This is a genomic window from Bartonella sp. B23 (genome assembly GCF_053793815.1).
In genome coordinates, this window is sequence record NZ_CP200033.1 from 288,306 (window position 1) to 308,764 (window position 20,459).

General features: G+C 35.7%; 14 protein-coding genes. 6 read left to right on the plus strand and 8 right to left on the minus strand.

Features of this window, described 5'->3' with window-relative positions; translation table 11 throughout:
• Positions 1–51: 51 nt before the first annotated feature.
• The 5 genes from V4B17_RS01210 to V4B17_RS01230 form a co-directional block, all read right to left on the minus strand.
• Positions 52–2,937, minus strand: coding sequence for an EAL domain-containing protein (locus V4B17_RS01210; RefSeq protein WP_455479702.1), 2,886 nt, complete (start codon positions 2,935–2,937; stop codon positions 52–54).
• Between the two features lie 449 nt (positions 2,938–3,386).
• Positions 3,387–4,661 carry a M16 family metallopeptidase gene (locus tag V4B17_RS01215; RefSeq protein ID WP_455479703.1) on the minus strand — a complete coding sequence of 425 codons (1,275 nt, stop codon included), beginning with the start codon at positions 4,659–4,661 and terminating at the stop codon, positions 3,387–3,389.
• A gap of 82 nt (positions 4,662–4,743) precedes the next feature.
• Positions 4,744–6,141: a threonine synthase gene (thrC, locus tag V4B17_RS01220; protein ID WP_455479704.1), complete on the minus strand. Its 1,398-nt coding sequence runs from the start codon at positions 6,139–6,141 to the stop codon at positions 4,744–4,746.
• A 1,134-nt stretch (positions 6,142–7,275) separates the two neighbouring features.
• Positions 7,276–7,647, minus strand: a complete 372-nt coding sequence (locus V4B17_RS01225; RefSeq protein WP_455479705.1) for a hypothetical protein — start codon at positions 7,645–7,647, stop codon at positions 7,276–7,278.
• 590 nt (positions 7,648–8,237) lie between these two features.
• Positions 8,238–8,939, minus strand: coding sequence for an HAD family hydrolase (locus V4B17_RS01230; protein WP_455479706.1), 702 nt, complete (start codon positions 8,937–8,939; stop codon positions 8,238–8,240).
• Between the two features lie 330 nt (positions 8,940–9,269).
• Between V4B17_RS01230 and V4B17_RS01235 the strand changes: the two genes are divergently transcribed.
• Complete coding sequence (locus V4B17_RS01235; RefSeq protein ID WP_455479707.1) at positions 9,270–10,406, plus strand: DNA methyltransferase; 1,137 nt, start codon at positions 9,270–9,272, stop codon at positions 10,404–10,406.
• Between the two features lie 309 nt (positions 10,407–10,715).
• On the opposite strand, the gene mutY is transcribed toward V4B17_RS01235, so the two are convergent.
• Positions 10,716–11,774: an A/G-specific adenine glycosylase gene (mutY, locus tag V4B17_RS01240; RefSeq protein WP_455479708.1), complete on the minus strand. Its 1,059-nt coding sequence runs from the start codon at positions 11,772–11,774 to the stop codon at positions 10,716–10,718.
• A 204-nt stretch (positions 11,775–11,978) separates the two neighbouring features.
• On the opposite strand from mutY, the gene V4B17_RS01245 reads away from it, so the two are divergent.
• From V4B17_RS01245 to ppdK, 3 genes are all read left to right on the plus strand, one after another.
• A complete protein-coding gene (locus tag V4B17_RS01245; protein ID WP_455479709.1) occupies positions 11,979–12,479 on the plus strand; it encodes a DUF721 domain-containing protein in 501 nt (166 codons plus the stop codon).
• 107 nt (positions 12,480–12,586) lie between these two features.
• Entirely contained in the window at positions 12,587–13,243 is a 657-nt protein-coding gene (locus tag V4B17_RS01250) for a DsbA family protein (RefSeq protein ID WP_455479710.1), read from the plus strand.
• A gap of 179 nt (positions 13,244–13,422) precedes the next feature.
• Entirely contained in the window at positions 13,423–16,089 is a 2,667-nt protein-coding gene (gene ppdK / locus V4B17_RS01255; RefSeq protein ID WP_455479711.1) for a pyruvate, phosphate dikinase, read from the plus strand.
• 395 nt (positions 16,090–16,484) lie between these two features.
• On the opposite strand, the gene V4B17_RS01260 is transcribed toward ppdK, so the two are convergent.
• Positions 16,485–17,330, minus strand: a complete 846-nt coding sequence (locus V4B17_RS01260; RefSeq protein WP_455479712.1) for a peptidoglycan-binding domain-containing protein — start codon at positions 17,328–17,330, stop codon at positions 16,485–16,487.
• Positions 17,331–18,289: 959 nt separating this feature from the next.
• Between V4B17_RS01260 and V4B17_RS01265 the strand changes: the two genes are divergently transcribed.
• Positions 18,290–18,646 carry a DUF5330 domain-containing protein gene (locus tag V4B17_RS01265; RefSeq protein ID WP_455479713.1) on the plus strand — a complete coding sequence of 119 codons (357 nt, stop codon included), beginning with the start codon at positions 18,290–18,292 and terminating at the stop codon, positions 18,644–18,646.
• A 130-nt stretch (positions 18,647–18,776) separates the two neighbouring features.
• Positions 18,777–19,187 carry a SufE family protein gene (locus V4B17_RS01270; RefSeq protein ID WP_455479714.1) on the plus strand — a complete coding sequence of 137 codons (411 nt, stop codon included), beginning with the start codon at positions 18,777–18,779 and terminating at the stop codon, positions 19,185–19,187.
• A gap of 108 nt (positions 19,188–19,295) precedes the next feature.
• On the opposite strand, the gene V4B17_RS01275 is transcribed toward V4B17_RS01270, so the two are convergent.
• Positions 19,296–19,733: a MucR family transcriptional regulator gene (locus tag V4B17_RS01275; RefSeq protein WP_455479715.1), complete on the minus strand. Its 438-nt coding sequence runs from the start codon at positions 19,731–19,733 to the stop codon at positions 19,296–19,298.
• Between the last annotated feature and the right edge of the window lie 726 nt (positions 19,734–20,459).

Sequence of the window (20,459 nt, forward strand, 5' to 3'; positions counted from 1 at the left end):
CGAATTTTTAATTTTATACAATGTCGTACCCCATCATGTGCTGCTTATCCATTACGTTCTGGCTGTATAAGGGAAATGATTTTGAACGAGAGTAATTAATTCTTCAAGAGCAATTGGCTTAGTCACAAGTGTGCTTTGAACATATTTACAGCCTTCTTGACGTAGGAAGATTGCTTCTTTTTCGTTTTCAACACCTTCTGCGATAATTTGCAAATTAAGATCGGTTGCCATATTAATAATAGACTTTAGAACGAGCTTTTTCTTGAGGGAGTCGATTGAGATAAGTGAACGATCCAATTTAACCATGTCGAATGGATAACGCACGAGATAGGCAAGTGACGAATAACCTGTTCCAAAATTATCGAGTGCAAGATTCATTCCAAGTGCTTTAATTTGTTCAAGAAAGTGTGCTGATTGTTCAGGGTTTTTTCTTAAGACAAACTCGGATATTTCTATCATCAGACCTCCCTTATTGAGTGGGTAGCGAAGTAAAGCGGAGCGCAATTGACTGACGAAACGAGGATGAACCATTTCCGAGCTTGGTAAATTAATTGAAATAAAGAAAGATTGTTGGGAGAATTTTTCCTGCACATTTGTAAGGTCAGTGACGGCATTATCGATAATAAATTGTGATAAATCCATAACGATTTTTTCATTTTCTACGATTTTAATAAAATCAGAGACATTTAAATTTCCATAACTTGGATGATGCCATTCTACAATTGTTTCAAAACCAATAATATGTCCGTCTGATAAATTAAGGATAGGATGGTAGAGGATTTTTATTTCATTACGTTTTATGGCGTAATGAATATCTTTCCCCATAGTGTTATGCTCAATGCTGAAAGTACGAAAATTTGGGCGAAAAGGTTCAATATGGTTGCCACCCATTTGTTTTGCGCGGATCATTGCTAGTTCGCTATCACTTAAAATATCTTTAGCAGTTGATCTACTTTCACTCCATGTAACTAGTCCAATTGATGTTGAAAGTGTTATTTTTTTTTCTGTAAGTGAAATGGGTGCTGAAATTGTTTTGTGCAGATGATCTGCAAATGCTGCAATTTTCTGTGGTTCAGTTTCGCTGAGTAAAATGATTGCAAAACGATCTGCGGAAAGACGTGATAAGGTATCTTGAAAATTAATAAGGCGGCTTAAACGGCGTGCTATTATGAGCAGTACAGTATCACCAACGGCTATGCCTAATTTGCGATTAATTTGACGGAAATTGTCAAAATCGATCATAAAGACAGTTGGTCTAATTTTTATATTTGCTTTTGCCAAAGAAGTATAGTTTTGCAGTCTGTCAAAGAAAATTTGTTGGTTTGGAAGTCCTGTTAAGCTGTCATGAATGGCATCGTGCAACAAACGTTCTTCAGCTTTTTTGTGGTTAGTAATATTGACAATTGTTCCAATGACACGCGTAATTTTTCCATCTTTTTGCATAGCCGGTCGTGCACGAAGGGAGAACCAATGATAATAACCACCACCAGAAGACAATCGAAAAACTTGATCAATACGCCCTTTTTTATTTTTAAGAATAATGTCCAATATGGCTTGAAAGCGTTCACGATCTTCGTGGTGCAAGGCTGAAATCCAGTTGTGCATAGAACCATTGAGTTTGTCGGTTTCAATACCAAAAAGGGTTGCCATATTTGGGTGTACAACAATGCGGTCACGCTCAACATTCCAGTCCCAAATAATATTTCCAGCTCCCTTTGCTGCAAGCACTTGTTGTTCAAGATCGGAAAATATTCCTTCGTGGAAAGCATCATTAGAAAAAGTTTGTTGCATGACAGTAAAACTTATAAGGAGAATAATGAGCACCAATCCTCCTGCTAATGCTGGCTGGATAATATCATTATTTAAATGTCCTGCTATGCAGGCATAAGCTCCAATACACCAGAAGCTAATGAGCAACCATGTTGGGATAAGCATGATCGCACGATCATAGCTTCGGATCGAAAAATAGCCAATTAGAATTATGCCAAGCACGGCAGTCAGTCCAAATGACAGACGGGCAATGCCAGCTGCTCTCGTCGGATCATAAATAGCAAATGCTCCAAGACCACAAAGAGCGATAGTCCATACAATTGCACCATAACTAAAGTGATAGTGCCAACGGTTAAGGCATAGATAGGTAAAAAGGAAAATGAAGAGTGTGGCGGCAAGCGCTACTTCTGTACTAGCACGCCAAATTGGTTGTGTTGTCAATGTTACTGCAAAAAATTTATTTAAAAAGTTAAAGTCGATGCCAATATAAAAAAGTACTGCCCAAGCGATAGCAGCTGTTGCGGGAAAGAGTCCTGTTCCACGAACAACAAAAAGAACGGTTAACAAAAGTGCTAAAAGACCTGATATACCAAGAAGAATACCATGATAAAGTGTATAAGAATTGATTGCATCCTTATAGGCTTCAGGCTGCCATAAATAGATTTTCGGTAGATTTGCAGAGTTAAGCTCAGCAACAAATGTAACAACAGCACCAGGGTTCAGTGTAATACGAAAGATATCAGAGTTTGCGCTAGCTTGACGATCGAGAGAAAAGCCTTCACTTGGAGTAATTGATTGGATCCGTGCCGATCCCAGATCTGGCCAAAGAAATCCTGAATGAGCCATGCGATAATGGGGTGCAACGATGAGACGGTCGATTTGTTCATCTGTTGGATTTGCAAGAGAAAATACTGCCCAGTTTCCAGAAAATTTTTCGCTTTTTGCCTGCACTTCAATGCGCCATACAATACCATCTTGCCCCGGTGCTGTACTTGTTTGAAAGATAGAGTTGTTTGTATGATAAATTTCAATTGCTTTTGAAAGGTCAAGAGCTGCATCATGAGAAGAAATTTTAACTGGCTCAATTGCCTGTGCTGACGTAAAGTGGATAAAAGAACTGACGATTATAATGAAAATTATGTCAATGATTTTACGCAAACTCTTCACAATGTCCCACTCTCAGTATTTTAGGATGTTTAATTTTAATTAGATTTTCGAGAAAAAATATCCACCTTCTGTAAGTTGTTCTACACAATAAGCGGTTATTATTTTCTTTTAAAAAGTTGTAAAATTATACAAAAATAGATCAATCCCTCATTTACTTCAGTGAAGCTTGAATCTGATAGGTTTTTATATTTTTGCAGAGCAAAATCAAATTATGAGTTTTCAGATTTCATAGAGATAATTTCGCCCATTAATCACTCTATCACATCAAGGAGGAATTGGGTAGTTTTGTACACCTCTTTGATAAATATTTCCCAAACTTATTTGGTGAGAAGAATGTTTGTGGTAGATTTTAGCATAAAACTTGTGCACGTTATTATGCTGCTGCTTTTAAAAGCAATTTGTACATCTCCAATATGCGTGAAAGCATTTTGAGAAAACCTTGTTTAATATTACTTTATTTTGTATGAAAGAATTGATGTTAAATCATCAAAATTCATGAGGAAGCCAACAGGTCCGACAGCAGCTAATGTTGGGGTGGAATTGATAAAAAGACGATGAGCTAAGTCGGTTAATCTTGCAGGAGTGATGAGGTCTAAACGTTCAATTGTTTCAGATAGCGGAATTGGTCGACCGTAAAGAAGCATTTGGCGGGCAATTAGATGCGCTTGACTAGATGGATTTTCCTGCGACATTGTAAGATTAGCGCGATATTGCGCTTGTGCTCGTTTAAGTTCATCGTCATGAATATTTTCGCTTATCTCTGAAAGCTCATCAAGAATCATGGGAAGTAGTTCTTTTAGTCCTTTTTGTCCAGTGGCAGCATGGACTCCAAAAAGCCCAGTATCTGAAAATCCCCAATGAAAAGCATAAATAGAATAGCATAATCCACGTTTCTCTCTTATTTCTTGGAAGAGGCGCGATGACATGCCTCCGCCAAGAATAATTGAAAGAATTTGGGTAGCATAAAAGTCACGTGCATGATAAGCACGCCCTTCAAAACCAAGAACAATTTGTGCATCCATTAAATCACGATATTCACGAAAATCTCCGCCGACATAATTTGCAAGATTGGTGAGGGGCGCTGTTGAATGGGAGCGGAAAGTGCTAAGACGGCTTTCAACCTCTTGCAGGAAGTTTTCGTGCTGTACCGCTCCTGCTGCAACCACGATTATACGGTCTGCACTATATTGTTTATTCATAAAATTATGAAGGTCAGCAGATGTAAATGATTGAATTGTTTTCGGTGTTCCTAAAATAGAGCGACCAAGCGACTGATGACGAAAGGCTGTTTCAGTAAAGTGATCAAAAACAATGTCATCAGGAACATCATGGGCAGCACCAATTTCCTGAAGAATTACCTGTTTTTCTCGTTCTAATTCATCTTCGTCAAATTTTGAATGCATCAAAATATCAGCTAGAATGTCAATAGCAAGTGAGATATCGTTTTTAAGTACGCGCGCAAAATAGGCAGTTGTTTCAGTACTGGTTGTGGCATTGATTTCACCGCCAACGTTTTCAATATCAGCTGCAATTTGAAAAGATGTACGGTTTTCTGTTCCTTTGAAAGCCATATGTTCAAGAAGATGGGCGATACCATGTTGTGCGAAAGTTTCATTGCGTGAGCCAACTTTAACCCATATACCGAGCGCTACACTATCAATGTGTTTCATCGTACGCGTGGCGATCGTCAAACCATTACTAAGGCGACTGATATCTACACCCATGTGTTTACGACTCCATTAAAGAGGCCAAATACCCCATTTAAGGGCATTGGAATATTCTTGATTTGAATTAATGCAGCTAAATTTAATAAGATGCACGCGATTTTAAAGAAATATAATCTTTTACTATTTTTTCATCATTAGCAAGACCTATAAAATGTTCTTCTCGTTCCATTAAATCATTGAGATAAGATGGCCATGGGGCATTAATCCCACAGGCACTTTTGATGACATCAGGAAATTTTGCAGGATGAGCGGTGGCAAGGACAATCATTGGAATATGTGGCTGCTTGTTTTCACGCGCTACTTTAAGTGCAACAGCTGTGTGTGGATCAGCGAGATAACCACTTTCCCCATAAACACTCTTAATTGTTTGTGCCGTTTCAGCTATGTTACTCTTTCCGGCAGAAAATAGGGAGCGAATATTCTTGAGCTGTTTTTCATTGAGATTAAAATATCCTGATTTTTTCAGGTTTTCCATCGCACTGCGAATCCACATTGGATCACGATCGCCACTTTCAAATAACAAGCGTTCAAAATTAGAAGAGATTTGAATATCCATAGAGGGTGATGTTGTCTTTGTTATAGGTCTTGTTTCGTAAATACCGTTAGTCAATGTGCGTGCGAGGATATCATTGTCATTCGTTGCAATAACTAGTTGTGCAATGGGCAATCCCATACGGGCAGCAACATAACCTGCAAAAATATCACCGAAATTTCCAGTAGGAACAGTAAATGAAACAGATATATCAGGAGCTCCTAAGGAAAGTGCAGATGAGAAATAGTAAACAATTTGCGCCATGATACGCGCCCAATTTATAGAATTAACTCCAGAAAGCGCTTTTTTTTGACGAAAATTATGGTCATTAAACATTGCTTTGACAAGTGCTTGGCAATCATCAAAATTTCCGTCAATGGCGATGACATGAATATTTGTGTCTTGATTGGTGGTCATTTGACGCTGTTGAACGGATGATACGCGTCCTTTAGGAAATAAAATAAAAACATCTGAGTGCTCTCTTCCTGCAAAGGATTGTATTGCAGCACCACCTGTATCGCCTGATGTTGCAGCAACAATCGTTGCATGTCTATTTTTTTTAGTCAGAATATGATCCATTAGTCTAGAAAGGAGCTGCATTGCAACATCTTTAAATGCTAAAGTAGGGCCGTAAAAAAGCTCAAGGATAAATTCATTCACTCCAGTTTGCAGCAATGGACAGACTGCTGGATGATGAAAGGAAGAATAAGATTCAGTAATCATCTTTTCAAAAGAGTTATATTCGATCTCGTTGTTTACAAAGGGCCAAAGGATGGTTTTAGCGATCGTCGTATAGGATTGACCGCGGAGTGCTCTTAGTGCATCGAATGATAATTGGGGGAATTTTTCTGGAAGATAAAGTCCACCATCACCAGCCAACCCCGTTATAACAGTTTCAGTAAAGTCTAGAGCAGGAGTCTCACCTCTCGTGCTGATATATTTCATAAATCTTTTCTTTCGTTTATTTCCGGCAAGTTGGTGAAGTATTTATTCCATGTTATTTCATAATATTTAAATTATTAAATGAATAGAAGTTTGTTTGCTTGTTTTTATGAATAATAAAAAAATGCTATTAGTTTTTTTTGATTTTGAGATATAATACATTGAATATTAATGAAAATTTGTCATAGTTTAGAGGGTTTTCTCTATTATTTATTCGCTTATTTTATAACTCGTGTCAACTTACACATTTGCCTGATTATTGAGATCAATATACAAGATAGTATTTATCGAAGATATTTTTTGCAAAAACTTATATGACAATTAATGTTTTCGAAATGGTATAGCATGACTCATGTTGGAGAATTTAAGAGGTAATTTCATGGTATTTTGTGCATAACCTTGTGCATATTGAGTAATCTTTGTTTAGTCTGCATTATCCGTTTTCATGCTGATAGGTATTGTATTTATGCTAAGCAGCATTATTGGTGATGAACAAGGTTATCCATAGAAAGCACAAAAACATCCTGCCTAATTGTATTAGGCAGACCGCAATTTAAATATTATATTTTACAAGAAAAAGTAACCAAATAACTTTGGATTATTTGACTTTAACCTTGCTCATTGCCCACCCGGATCACTGCGGTTACAATAATCACAACAGATCCAGTTAATGATCCAAAATTCACAGCCCTTACTATAATAAGAAGCCCCAATGTAATGAACCAAAATATCCCTTAAATTCCTTCCTTAATAGCAGTCCGACTTTTTGCTTTAAAGCTAGGAGATATATAGCAACCATACTGACTATTTTTTCTTTTTTATCCCGCTACGAAAACAGAGATATCGCCTCATTGAGGACTACTTCTCAAACAATCTACATTAATATTCACAACTTGTAAAAGTAAAAAAATAATAATTAAAAAATATCTAACACGTAATTTTAAAATATTCTTGTCATAATTCCACCTAACATATTTTATACTTTTATAACATTAGTGGATGAATGCATCAGTGTAATAAATGAACTTAGAAACTAGAACATATTTCCCATTTTCACTGTTTGAAGCAATGGAAAGTCGATCTGCTATGTATTTCTATAAATAGTATGTTAAAACACACAATATAACTCTAAGAGCTTTATACGGAACGACTTTGTTTAACCATTGATAATATCTCCTTTACCCACCCTATTATTGCGCTTATGAGATTTACTACATGTCCGGCAATCAGAAGCCCCGTTCCTATCGTGATGGGTTCAACTACCCTTTCAACTGTTCCTTCTATGATAGCTCCGTTTTCCATTTCATAATCTAAAGTTGAAGCATAAAGAGCAGTCATATTAATTGCTTGAGATTCCGCATTTCCTGCTTGTTCCATTAAAAAAACAAAAGTATCCTCTTTTTGATGGCCGTTTCTTAAATAATTTGCATTAACATTCACAATTTGTGAAATAAAAAAAGCATATGCTATAAAAATACCTAATACATAATTTTTAAAAATTTTTACCATAACTTCTACCTCAAATATTTTTTACTCAAATAAGTAAACAAAAATACTATAATATAAAAATTGTGACAAAAAATTACCTATTTTCAGAAAAAATATATCATTACGTATTTTTAGTCAACAATAAAAATACGTAATGATATATAATTGTAATTGCCAAAAAATATGTTTTAAGATGATAGCAATATGTATCAAAAATTGTAAGAAAGATATAATTCATCAGGAGAGATGATGGATATTTATAATGCACGTGTAAATATATTTTTAAAATATTTTACTGTATATAATATTCTATATCGATATAAAAATATTAATCATAATAATTTTATTATAAATTATTTAAAAAGTATAATTTATTTTTATAATATAAAATTTTAATGCATCGTTTATTATTCAATATTTATCATATAATAAACATGAAAATTATGATATGATGTTTCTTACCAGATGAAATACTAAGTTCATTGATAATCTTATTTCATAATATTGATTATTATTGGGGTGCATATTCTACCAGACAGTATTGAATCGTTACCTGATTGTCGTATTTATACCGTTAGAATCGAAAGGTGTATCGTGGTTCATAACAAATTTTATGATAAATCGCGCCATACTGCCATTGCCTCTAAAACTTCTAGCAAATGGGCGTGTTTGTCGATAACTGTTTCAGCACCAGCTTCTGCAAGTGCGTGAGAATGTCCAAGATAATTATGCGATCCTCCAGTAAAGCCGATGACGCGCATGCCCGCTGCAGACGCGGCATGTACGCCATGAATTGAATCCTCTATAACAATGGTGTTTGCTGGCTCTGCATATAATTGTTGTGCAGCAAAAAGAAAAACATCAGGAGCTGGTTTAGTTTTTTTCGTTCCAACTTCAGGGGCAGAAAATATCTTATATTTATCATCAAAAAGATCATAAAGATTAACAGCAGAGAGCATATCTTTTATATCTATGCTTTGTGCATTAGAGCAGATACAGTAAGGATAGCGAGTTTGAATGATTTCTATTGCTTCCCTTATACCATCAAGAGCACGTAAATCAGTTGTTATTTGCGCGCGAAAAAGATTTGACATTTTATCTATGAGATGAGCAGAAACTGGTTTTCCTGTTTCTTGTTCAACTTGTTTAAGAATATCGCGAAAAACCAGCCCCGCATAACGTTCACTCAATCCTTTAGGTGATATTTCATATCCTATTTGTTTAAGTAATTGAGATCCAATTTTTGCTGCGAGATATTCAGAGTCTACTAAAACTCCATCACAATCAAAAATAATGAGATCTATTTGATGCATGAGATGTTCCTTTATATACTATCTATTATCTTGAAAGCTTTTATAAAAATATCACTAAGATAACTCTATTTCATAAAAATATGCTTTAAAAGTGATTTCTATTCATCTGACGAAATAAAGGATACGAGAACAGTATATTGAAGGGAAGAGAATAAGGATTTATCAGCATGAAATTTCTTTACTTTTCCCGAAATAGCGAAAATATCCATCAATTTTATAGGATTTTAACTATACATTTACTCTATTTTGTAAATATGGATCAGTAACGCGGGCCTATAAACCATTTTGATTGATTATAGGGCAAATTCAGTTCACTTCGTTGGGTTTTTCATGACAGTTATTCAGCTTAAAAAAGATTTCGTTCACACTCCTTCATGGGTACCATGGCGCAATAAAATTTTTAAAGGAGATTGTGTTGCAGTATTGGAAAAACTTCCAAAACATTCAGTTGATGTAATTTTTGCCGATCCACCTTATAATTTGCAATTAAATGGTGCTTTATATCGTCCAGATCACTCGCTTGTTGATGCAGTTGATGATACATGGGATCAGTTTGAAAGTTTTGCTGCTTATGATGCTTTCACGCGTGCATGGTTGCTTTCTTGTCGTCGTGTGTTGAAACCAAACGGGACGCTTTGGGTTATTGGGTCCTACCATAATATTTTCCGTGTTGGTACGGCATTACAAGATGTAGGTTTTTGGGTGCTTAATGACATTATTTGGCGCAAAAATAATCCCATGCCTAATTTCCGGGGGCGTCGCTTTCAAAATGCTCATGAGACGCTTATTTGGGCTGTTCGAGATCAAAAGGACAGACAGTATACATTTAATTATGATGCCTTAAAAGCTGCAAATGAAGATTTACAAATGCGTTCAGATTGGCTTTTTCCTCTCTGTACTGGTGCTGAACGTTTAAAAGATGAAGCAGGGCGTAAATTGCATCCAACACAAAAACCACAAGCACTATTGGCCCGTATTATTATGGCTTCTAGTAAGCCCGGTGATGTCATTCTTGATCCATTTTTTGGTTCGGGAACGACAGGTGCTGTTGCTAAACTTTTAGGGCGTGATTTTGTAGGTATTGAACGCGAGCAACACTATATTGATGCGGCATGTGAGAGGATTGCTGCGGTTAAACCTTTAGACAAACCAGAATTAGCAATTTTAGATAAGAAAAAAGCAGAACCGCGTGTAGCATTCAACAGTTTACTTGAAGCGGGTTTACTTTATCCAGGAGAAATTTTGTACGATTGCAAGAAGCAAGTATCTGCTATTGTAAGAGCCGATGGTACGATCATGCATGGTGGTGAGGCTGGTTCTATTCATGCAATGGGGAGAAAAGCTCAAGATTCACAAAGCTGTAATGGTTGGACTTTTTGGTATTATGAGGAAAAGGGACAGTTGAAATCTATAGACAACTTAAGAACGATAATACGTTCACAAATGCTAAAAACTGGTGTTCTGTGAAGTACTAAGTTAACAGCATAATTACATGGACCAACTTCCAGTTCTGCATTTTTGTGCTCGAACTGTTGATAAAGGGGGATACTTGCTTTCTTCTAACATTTTTATTTGTATACAAATTCCACTTGTGATGTAAAAGTGAATGCTTTTATGATGATTTATCATAAAATGGGCAAAAATAAGAAATTATCATTGTATTTGAGACTTTCATTTTTGATTGGCAAACAGTGAATGACCATTATAGGTTGGTGTACCTTGTAAAAAATAAAACATGAGATGTTACGTATTAAACCAAAAATTTATTAATGAGGGTTATCGAGATCTAAAAGAATCGGGGATCACTGCAGAAATAGCCTTTTTAATAACAGTAGGCAGTGCTTCCTCAGCAAGATTGTGGATATCGCACCACCAGCCATTTTCATGATTTATTTCATGAACACTGTTAGTATAGTAGACATCGAGTTTTAGAGAGAAGTGAGTAAAAACATGCGTAATTTGTCCTTTAAATTGCCAGTTTGCGATAAAGGGTGCGTTTTGAAGACTGTTTTCGTTATTTATTCCAATATTGTTAGGAATCTGGGTCATTCCACCAAGAAGTTTTTTCCCCTGTCGTTTTTCTAAATAAATTTGTTTATTTTCATTAAGAACAACAAAAGCAACACCACTTTTTGAAGGGCGTTCTTTTTTGGGGGCTTTGATTGGAAAAGATTCTGTCATTTGCATCTTTTTTGCCCTGCACAAACTTTGAAGAGGGCAGAGGTAACAAGATGGTTTACGTGGTGTACAAATGGTTGCTCCCAGATCCATCATTGCTTGAGCAAAGTCTCCAGGACGATTTAAAGCAGTAATTTTTTGTGTTTTTTCTTTGATTTCAGCTTTTGCTTTTGGCAATGTTGAAGTGATAGCAAATAAGCGGGTTACAACGCGTTCCACGTTACCATCAACAACTGCTACAGGATGGTTAAAAGCAATTGCAGCAATAGCAGAAGCAGTATAATCTCCAATACCCGAGAGAGTTCGCAGTGCTTTTACAGACTGTGGAAATTGTCCTCCGTAATTTTCCACAAGCTGTCTAGCACAGTTTTTAAGATTACGTGCACGTGAATAATAGCCAAGTCCGGCCCATGCTTTCATGATATCATCTTGTGAGGCTTTTGCTAAAGAAGAGAGATCAGGCCAAAGTTTCAGAAATTTTTTAAAATAAGGTCTTACAGCTTCGACAGTTGTTTGTTGAAGCATGATTTCAGAAAGCCAAATGCGGTAAGGATCAGGGCGAATGCCTTGTATTTGTTCTTCAGGGGTGATCCGCCATGGCAAAAGTCTGTGCTTCTGATCGTACCAGGAAAGGAGGCGCGAAGAAATTTCATGCATGTTTGTTTTCAACCATAGGATGGTATAAAATGCAAAAAAAAATATTTGTTTTAAAATTCCTACTTTATTTTTATCTTTTTGTTACCAAAACGTTAATTAGATGAGAATTAGGCTTTGTTGGTATTTAGTCAGGTTCAGGGAACAATTTTTTAATAAAATAAATTGCTATAATTGAGTAGATTAATTGAATGATGATCTAGAAAAATGAGCAAACAATTTAAAAAGCACCATTTTTATTCTCTTTCTGAGATGGTATCCAAAATGCTTGATCCAGTTTTACGTAAACGGACAGGGTTTAATATCGCATTGATGGAGCATTGGTCACAGATTGCAGGTTATGATATCGGTGAACATACAATGCCGATTAAGATTATTTGGAAGTCTCGTTCAGTTCAAGATGAAGTGTTCCAACCTGCAACGCTTATTGTAGCATGTGAAGGATTTACTGCCTTGAAATTGATGCACGAAACAGATGCATTGCTCCATAGGATTAACGTTTTTTTTGGGTATATTGCTATTGATCGTATCAAGATTGAGCAAAGATGTATATCCGACCTAAAAAATCACTTACCGATAATACCTGTTCTGAATGAAAAAGATAAAAAACGTATAAAAAAAATGCTTGAGGAAGTTAAAAATGAAAATTTACGCCAATCACTTTATAAACTTGGCTGTTGCATTTTTGCAGAAAAAAATAATAAATAGCAAGATATTTTATGTATTATCCTTTAGTATATGAGAAGGTGTTGAATCCTTATTCGTTTAATAATAACAGAGAAGTATTATTTGTGATAAACAGAAAAGTATTATTTATGATAAAGTTTCGTTCTTTTTTTGCCTGCGCGATTATTTTTCTTTCAGTGGTAACCTTACAAATCAGTGCAATTGTTGTTTGCGCTGGTGAAATTAAACCGGTTGCAACGGTTGATATGGCAGAGGTTCTTCAATCGGGAAAAGTGGAAGATCAGTTTGAAGGAGAGGCGAATGCGCCTGTAACAATTGTTGAGTATGCCTCGTTAACCTGTACTCATTGTGCACATTTTTATAATGATATACTTCCCCAAGTTCGTAAAAGGTATATCAAAACGGGAAAAGTAAAACTTATTTTCCGAGAATATGCCTTTGATCCTAGAGCAACAGCAGGTTTTATGTTGGCGCGATGTGCACCAAAAGATCGTTATTTTCCTTTGATAGAAATTTTATTTCAAAAACAGCATGAGTGGGTTTGGGGACAAGATGCTCTAACGCCGCTGAAGAAAATTGGCTTAATGGCAGATTTTACGGATGAAAGTTTTACTGCTTGCTTGAAAAATCAGACCCTTTTAGATGAGGTAAATGCATCCTTTGAGCGTGGTAAAGAACTTGGTGTTACAGCAACACCTACATTCTTCATTAATGGCAATAAGTATGAAGGTGTTATGTCGGTAGAATCTTTTTTTTCGGTGATTGATAGTTTTCTCAAAAACTAAATTTTCTTTACAGAAGATGTGTATTAATCTTTGTGGTTATCTCCCTATTGAGAAGATTTGTTTTGTGTGTTTACGATGCTATTTTCTTTAGTTTTATCAATTATGAAGCTAAGCATTACTTATGATGGTGAACCTAGAATCAAATGATATCTTGGTGCTGATATGAGAGGACTTGTGCTATGAAAAAGTGGGTTTATAGTTTCGGGGATGGTAGTGCAGAAGGAAGTGCGGGTAAGCGAAATCTTCTTGGTGGCAAAGGGGCTAATTTGGCGGAGATGAGTAATCTTGGCTTGCCTGTACCTCCCGGATTTACCCTTACAACAGAAGTTTGTAATTTTTATTATGCATATGATAAATCATATCCAAAAGAATTAAGGGGAGTTGTTAAGCAGGCACTAGAACGAGTTGGTGAACAAACAGGGCGTGAGTTTGGTGATGAAAAGAGGCCACTTTTACTTTCTGTTCGTTCAGGTGCCAGGGCTTCTATGCCAGGGATGATGGATACAGTACTTAACCTTGGTATGAATGATGAGACCGTAAGAGCAATTGCCTTACAAGCCAACAATGAGCGCTTTGCTTATGACAGTTATCGTCGTTTTATTCAAATGTACTCTAATGTTGTTCTTGGATTAGATCATTCGTATTTTGAAGAAATTCTTGATGACGCAAAAGTATGCAATGGTTATGCTATCGATACAGAAATGACAGCAGCTGATTGGAAAGATGTTATTATTTCTTATAAAGCATATGTTGAAGAAAAATTAGGGAAACCTTTTCCGCAGGATCCTGAGCAACAATTGTGGGGAGCAATTGGAGCAGTTTTTTCAAGTTGGATGACAGCACGCGCAGTCACTTATCGTCGTTTACATGATATTCCTGAAAGTTGGGGAACAGCAGTGAATGTACAAGCGATGGTATTTGGCAATATGGGTGAGGATTCAGCAACGGGTGTTGCTTTTACCCGCAATCCATCGACGGGTGAAAAAGAGCTTTATGGAGAGTTTTTAGTGAATGCGCAAGGTGAAGATGTTGTGGCAGGCATTCGAACCCCCCAAAATATCACAGAAAATGCGCGTATTGTTGCAGGTTCAAATAAACCATCCTTGGAAAAAATCATGCCGGAGGCTTTTTTGAGGTTGTGTCAGATCGCAAAGAAACTTGAACAGCATTATCGTGATATGCAAGACCTCGAATTTACAATTGAAAAGGGTAAATTGTGGATGTTGCAGACTCGTTCGGGAAAACGAACGACACGTGCGGCTCTAAGAATGGCTATTGAAATGGTTGAGGAGGGGTTGATAAGCCGAGAAGAGGCGGTAATGCGAATTGATGCAAAATCGCTAGATCAACTTCTCCATCCCACACTTGATCCCAAGGCAGCTCGTTTTATTATTGCTCGTGGTTTACCTGCCTCGCCGGGAGCAGCAACTGGTGAAATCGTTTTTACTTCGGAAGAGGCAGAAACGGCAGCAACAGAAGGGCGTAAAGTGATTTTGGTACGCATAGAGACAAGTCCAGAAGATATTCATGGTATGCACGCAGCAGAAGGAATTTTAACGACGCGCGGTGGCATGACAAGTCATGCTGCTGTTGTGGCACGTGGTATGGGAAAACCATGTATTTCTGGTGCAGGGAGTATACGGATTGATTATAACACAAACATGATGTTTGTTTCAGGACAAAACTTTAAAAAAGGCGATGTCATTACAATTGATGGTGGTAGTGGAGAAATTTTTAAAGGGAAGGTTGCGATGTTGCAACCTGAGCTTTGTGGAGATTTTGCAAAATTGATGGAGTGGGCTGATGGGATGCGGCGTCTCAAAGTTCGCGCCAATGCTGAGACACCGTCTGATGCACGTATGGGGCGTTCTTTTGGGGCTGAAGGTATTGGTCTATGCCGTACTGAGCACATGTTTTTTTCTGGAGATCGTATTGTCGCCATGCGTGAAATGATTTTAAGCAATGATGAAAGTGGGCGTCGTAAAGCTCTGAATAAGCTTTTTCCAATGCAGCGCTCAGACTTTGCTGAGTTATTTAAAATTATGTCTGGTTTGCCTGTTACTATCCGCTTATTGGATCCTCCACTTCATGAATTTCTACCAAAAACTGATGCAGAAATTCTTGATGTTGCAAAGGTTATGGGAGTTTCTGCTGAAGTGCTTACCGAGCGCGCGCAACAGTTGCGTGAATTTAATCCTATGCTTGGGTTAAGAGGATGCCGTTTGGCTATTACTTATCCTGAAATTGTGGAAATGCAAGCGCGAGCAATTTTTGAAGCAGCAGCAGAAGCTGCTCAAGAATCTGGATCTCCTGTTATGCTTGAAATTATGGTGCCACTTGTTGCACTTAAATCTGAGCTAGATTTTGTAAAAGCACATATTGATAAGATTTCTTGTGAGGTGATGAAGGAAAAGGGAGGCGTTATTCAGTACATGGTTGGGACTATGATTGAGCTTCCAAGAGCGGCTCTTCGAGCGGATGAAATTGCAGAAACTGCAGAATTTTTTTCATTTGGAACAAACGATCTGACGCAAACAACTTTTGGTATTTCACGGGATGATGCAGCTCCTTTTTTAGCAATGTATTTTCAAAAAGGACTTTTAGAACAAGATCCTTTCGTATCTATTGACCGTGATGGAGTAGGGGAGCTCATTGCCGTTGCTACACGGCGTGGACGCTCAAAGCGTGCAAAAATTAAATTGGGAATTTGTGGTGAACACGGAGGGGATCCTGCTTCTATTGCTTTGTGTGAAGAAAATGGTCTGGACTATGTTTCATGTTCTCCTTTTCGGGTGCCAATTGCCCGCTTAGCAGCAGCTCAAGCTGCAATAGTAAAAAAGACATAGAGAGGTCTTGAGATGTTTTCATTGTGTGGATGTATAAGAGGTATTTTATTCATACATTCACTTTTCTTGTTGTATATAAGCGATGCTTCTTTTGATTTATAATAGAGAGATAAGAGGATCTCTACATGAGGCATTTTCTTCCAAATTGCTAAAATAATGCGTTATCTTTATAAGCCAATATATTTATTGCGGTGTACAGAATAATGTACAGAATAAATTGTGTGTACTCTCTATTTTTTCGTAAAAATGAAAAAGAAGTTTCTAGAAGATGCTGTGAATTGTATATATTAGAGAGAGACGACGTGCCCTTTATGTGCTGATAAAAAAAGCATAAGACAGAATAGTACGTTGTCTCCATATTTTCACTGTCTGCTTTGTAAGATAGAGGTTTTTTCTTAATTCAACAAGCCAACTTCATGCATTTTCGTCAAAACTGCGTGATCAACTTTACCTGTTATAGGAAGGTCAAATATTTTTTGAAACTGTTTTAAAGCTTCTCTTGTCTTCTGGTCTTCTATACCCGTGACAATGACATCCTGATTGCCAAAAGTGCGTAAAGCTTTTTGTACTTGTGTAGTGCTTGCAGCAAGAGGTTTCAAAGTAGTGTTTTTTGAGTGCGATACATCTTTTGTCTTTGTTGTCTCATTTGCCATTTCTATTTCACTCTGTTTAATTAATACTGCAACTTCATCGGCTGTGGAGTCAGGTAAAATATCGCTTTGTACCTCTTGAGCAGCTTGTTGTTTCCATAGCACTATGGCCTGACGCATTTTAGGTCCCTCTACTCCATCTAAAGAACCATCGTAAAGCCCCAATTTTGCGAGTTTTTTTTGCATTTTTAGCGTGTTTTTTGATGGAGAATGCGACAATGGGTTTTTATGTAGATGGTTTGAAAAGGGTACGGAAGTAACACGAGAAACTGCGTGAAGTTTTGCTTTTTTTTTGAACAAAGGAGAATTTTGCTCCATATCTGGAGCAAATGTGAATTTCATTTTAGCAAAGACATCCTCATGCATTATCATTTGTAAAAATAAGGCATTAAATGAAACAAATCCAAAACTGATTATGAAAAGAAAAGTTCCCACAAAAAATAAAGTATTTTTGCGTGTATAAAAATAAAGCATTTTTGCTGTCCAAAAGAGAAAACGACCACTCATAAGAAAAAATGTTACAACGAAGCTACTATACTGTTTATGTTTTTTCACGGTTTTTGTTTTGCGTGTTTTTGTTTTTTTTGTCATTATTCTTATTTTTTATTCCAATTGCGATTGTTTAATACACAGAAATGAACAGAAACGATTCTTCTTCTGGTGAGAGGGAGATGCATCCATATTATCGCTTTCTCTTTACAAATTGCTGAACAAATAAGTTGCCATATAGACTATATAAGCTGATAAATGAATGATAGCTCTCATGCAGTTTTTTTAATTTTATATTCTACAGCATTTTAGTATGCATAAAAAAAGCTCCAAACCACGTGATAACCTTTTACACTTATAAATTACATCACCACATATCACCATGTAAACAGAAGGCGCTACATCATTTTCTCATTCTTTTCGCGCACATATTTGGTAGTATTTGAAATCAAATTGAAACACATTCGCTCATCACGCTACACAGTTGAGAGCAGGATGTATTTTTTTCGATACCCCAGATTTACAGAGGATAAAACTCATGCACAATGTGGAGTACTGAGCATAACTATTTCCCAATATCATACATACTTTAGTATAAATACAATCCTATTAATATTTAATAAATTTTATAAATGCTAACAGAAGTGATTTTTAAATATTTTCCAGAAAATAAGCTAGCTACTTAATCCTTATAGTTTTATAAATGTAATTTTTTAAAATATAAAGTTATACTATTGTATTGTACAATATTCTAGTATTTACTCATTGCCATGGTTATTACCTATATTTTTTTCTGTTTAAACAGATTGTCTTTCATTGTATGTAATGAGAGTGTAAGTTTACGTGTCTTCAATATTCTTATTCTTTACTGTGTAATTTTGACGATAATTTTTTAATCGAAAATGATGTATCTCGTTTTGTACAACTCCATCATGTAGAATGTAAATTTGCTAAACAGATGTTCAATTTCATAAAATACCAATTTTATAAATTTTTTATAAAGAAGGAGAATATAGAATGCTGTTTTTGTTTCATCTACAATTGCAGTACGCTGGTCACTTATGATACGCTTTTTGATTAAATCGTCACTATTTTTGTTTTTTGTTTTTGTTATCATTTCATTGTTTTTAGCAAAGCCGAGCGGTGATCATTTCTCTTCTCAAAGAAATAGCGAGGCAACAGTGAGCGATGTGATTACTGCTTTTAAGGAAACTTTAAATGATTTAGGAACATTCTGCGATCGTAATATAGAAGCTTGCAAAGTCGGAAAGTCCTTTTTAAATTCACTTGGTGAACGTGCATATCATGGTGCAAAAGCAGCTTACGAATATTTAGGACGTGTATTGGAAGAGAAGAATACAGTAGCTTCTTCAAGTGTTACTCCTAAAGTAGAAACACAAGAGTCCATACAAAAATAGAAACATATAGCATTATCATAAGATGAAATTTTTTAACGTTCATCATTGGGGTTATGCTAAGAAGAATAGGTGCCTATCTATCAACCAATTGCGCTTAACATAATCATGAAAAAAAGACAGGATTGAGTTTATGGCAGAAACGATTGATAATATTATAGAGAATTTTTCATTTTTAGATAATTGGGAAGATCGTTATCGTTACGTGATTGAACTTGGTCGCGAACTACCACCTTTTCCTGAAAGCGCTCGAAACGATGCTCACAAAGTGTCTGGTTGTGTCAGCCAAGTATGGCTTTTAGTCTCACGTAATAATTCAGAAAATCCAACATTAACGTTTCAAGGTGATTCCGATGCTCATATTGTACGCGGGCTTATCTACATTCTTCTTGCTTTCTATTCAGGTAAAAAAGCCTCTGAAATTCGTAACGCTGATGCTGAAGGACTCTTTAAAACACTTGGTTTAAATGAAAATCTTACACCACAACGATCAAATGGTCTCAAATCAATGATTGAACGGATTCGTAACGAAAGTTATTTATAAAACTAACATGTCATAGCAAAAACTAAACTACAAAAAACCTCTACAGAAAACACGCCTGCTAAAAACACATTTATGTGTCAGAGATATATACTTTTTTGCAAAATGCAATTACTTACTTTTCTTCCGTTTGCTTTTGCGGCCAAGTCCCATTTCTTTTGCCAAAGCCGAGCGTGCTTTTGCATAATTAGGTGCCACCATAGGATAAGAACTGTCCAACTGCCATTTTTCACGATATTCTTCTGGCAACATTCCATAATGTGTCATAAGATGACGCTTTAAAGATTTAAACTTTTTCCCATCTTCAAGGCAGATGAGATAATCCGGAAAGATTGAACGTTTTGGGTTAACGGCTGGCCTTTGCTTTTCAACTTCGACTTCTGTTAATTCTACATTCCCCGCTTTACGAAAAGCGGCATGAACATCAGCAATTAAACTTGGCACTTCAGTCGGTCGGATAGAATTATTACTCACGTAGGCAGCAACAATATCAGCAACCAATGTAATAACTAAATTGCTTTCAGTCTCTAAGACTGGGCGATGTTCCATTCTTGTTTCCTTTAATTTAAAATTGAGTAATTTAAAATCGAGATACGGCATATATACTCATAATACAGAGATCGCATGCACGTAGGTTTCATATTGTACAAAAATCTTTTTTGTCAATTCAATTATTTTATAAAATCGCAAAAACACAAAAAAATCAAATAAACACCCCTTTTTAGTCATAATATTCAATAAGAAGAGCCGATTTCTTACCTGTTATAATGTAGTATTATTATATAAAAACATCATGTATGATATAAAATATTATCATAAATATAAAAAAATATATAGCATAAAGTTATTTATTTTATAGATAAAATATATATAATAAAAAATTTTATATATAAAAAATAGTTTTATTATAATATTTTATTATTTATTTTTAATTAATTTTAATTTTATATAATAATAATTCATTATAAAATAATAATTATATTATAATTTTTTTAATTTAAAAAAGTGTATTTAATGAAATTAAAAAATATATATAATAATATATATAATATAATATCACTAATAAATACATAATAACGTTCCATAATGATACATGAAGTATTTTTTATTTACATTACATAACAACAATATTATAGGTATGTTAATAAAATAAATTTTATTGTATATATCCAAAAGCTATTTCTACTGTTTGAAAAAAAATCAATTTTGCTACAAAATAGCCTTATTTTTTGGCCTATTATCTTTCATAAAGGCAAACATTACACGTCTAGAAGG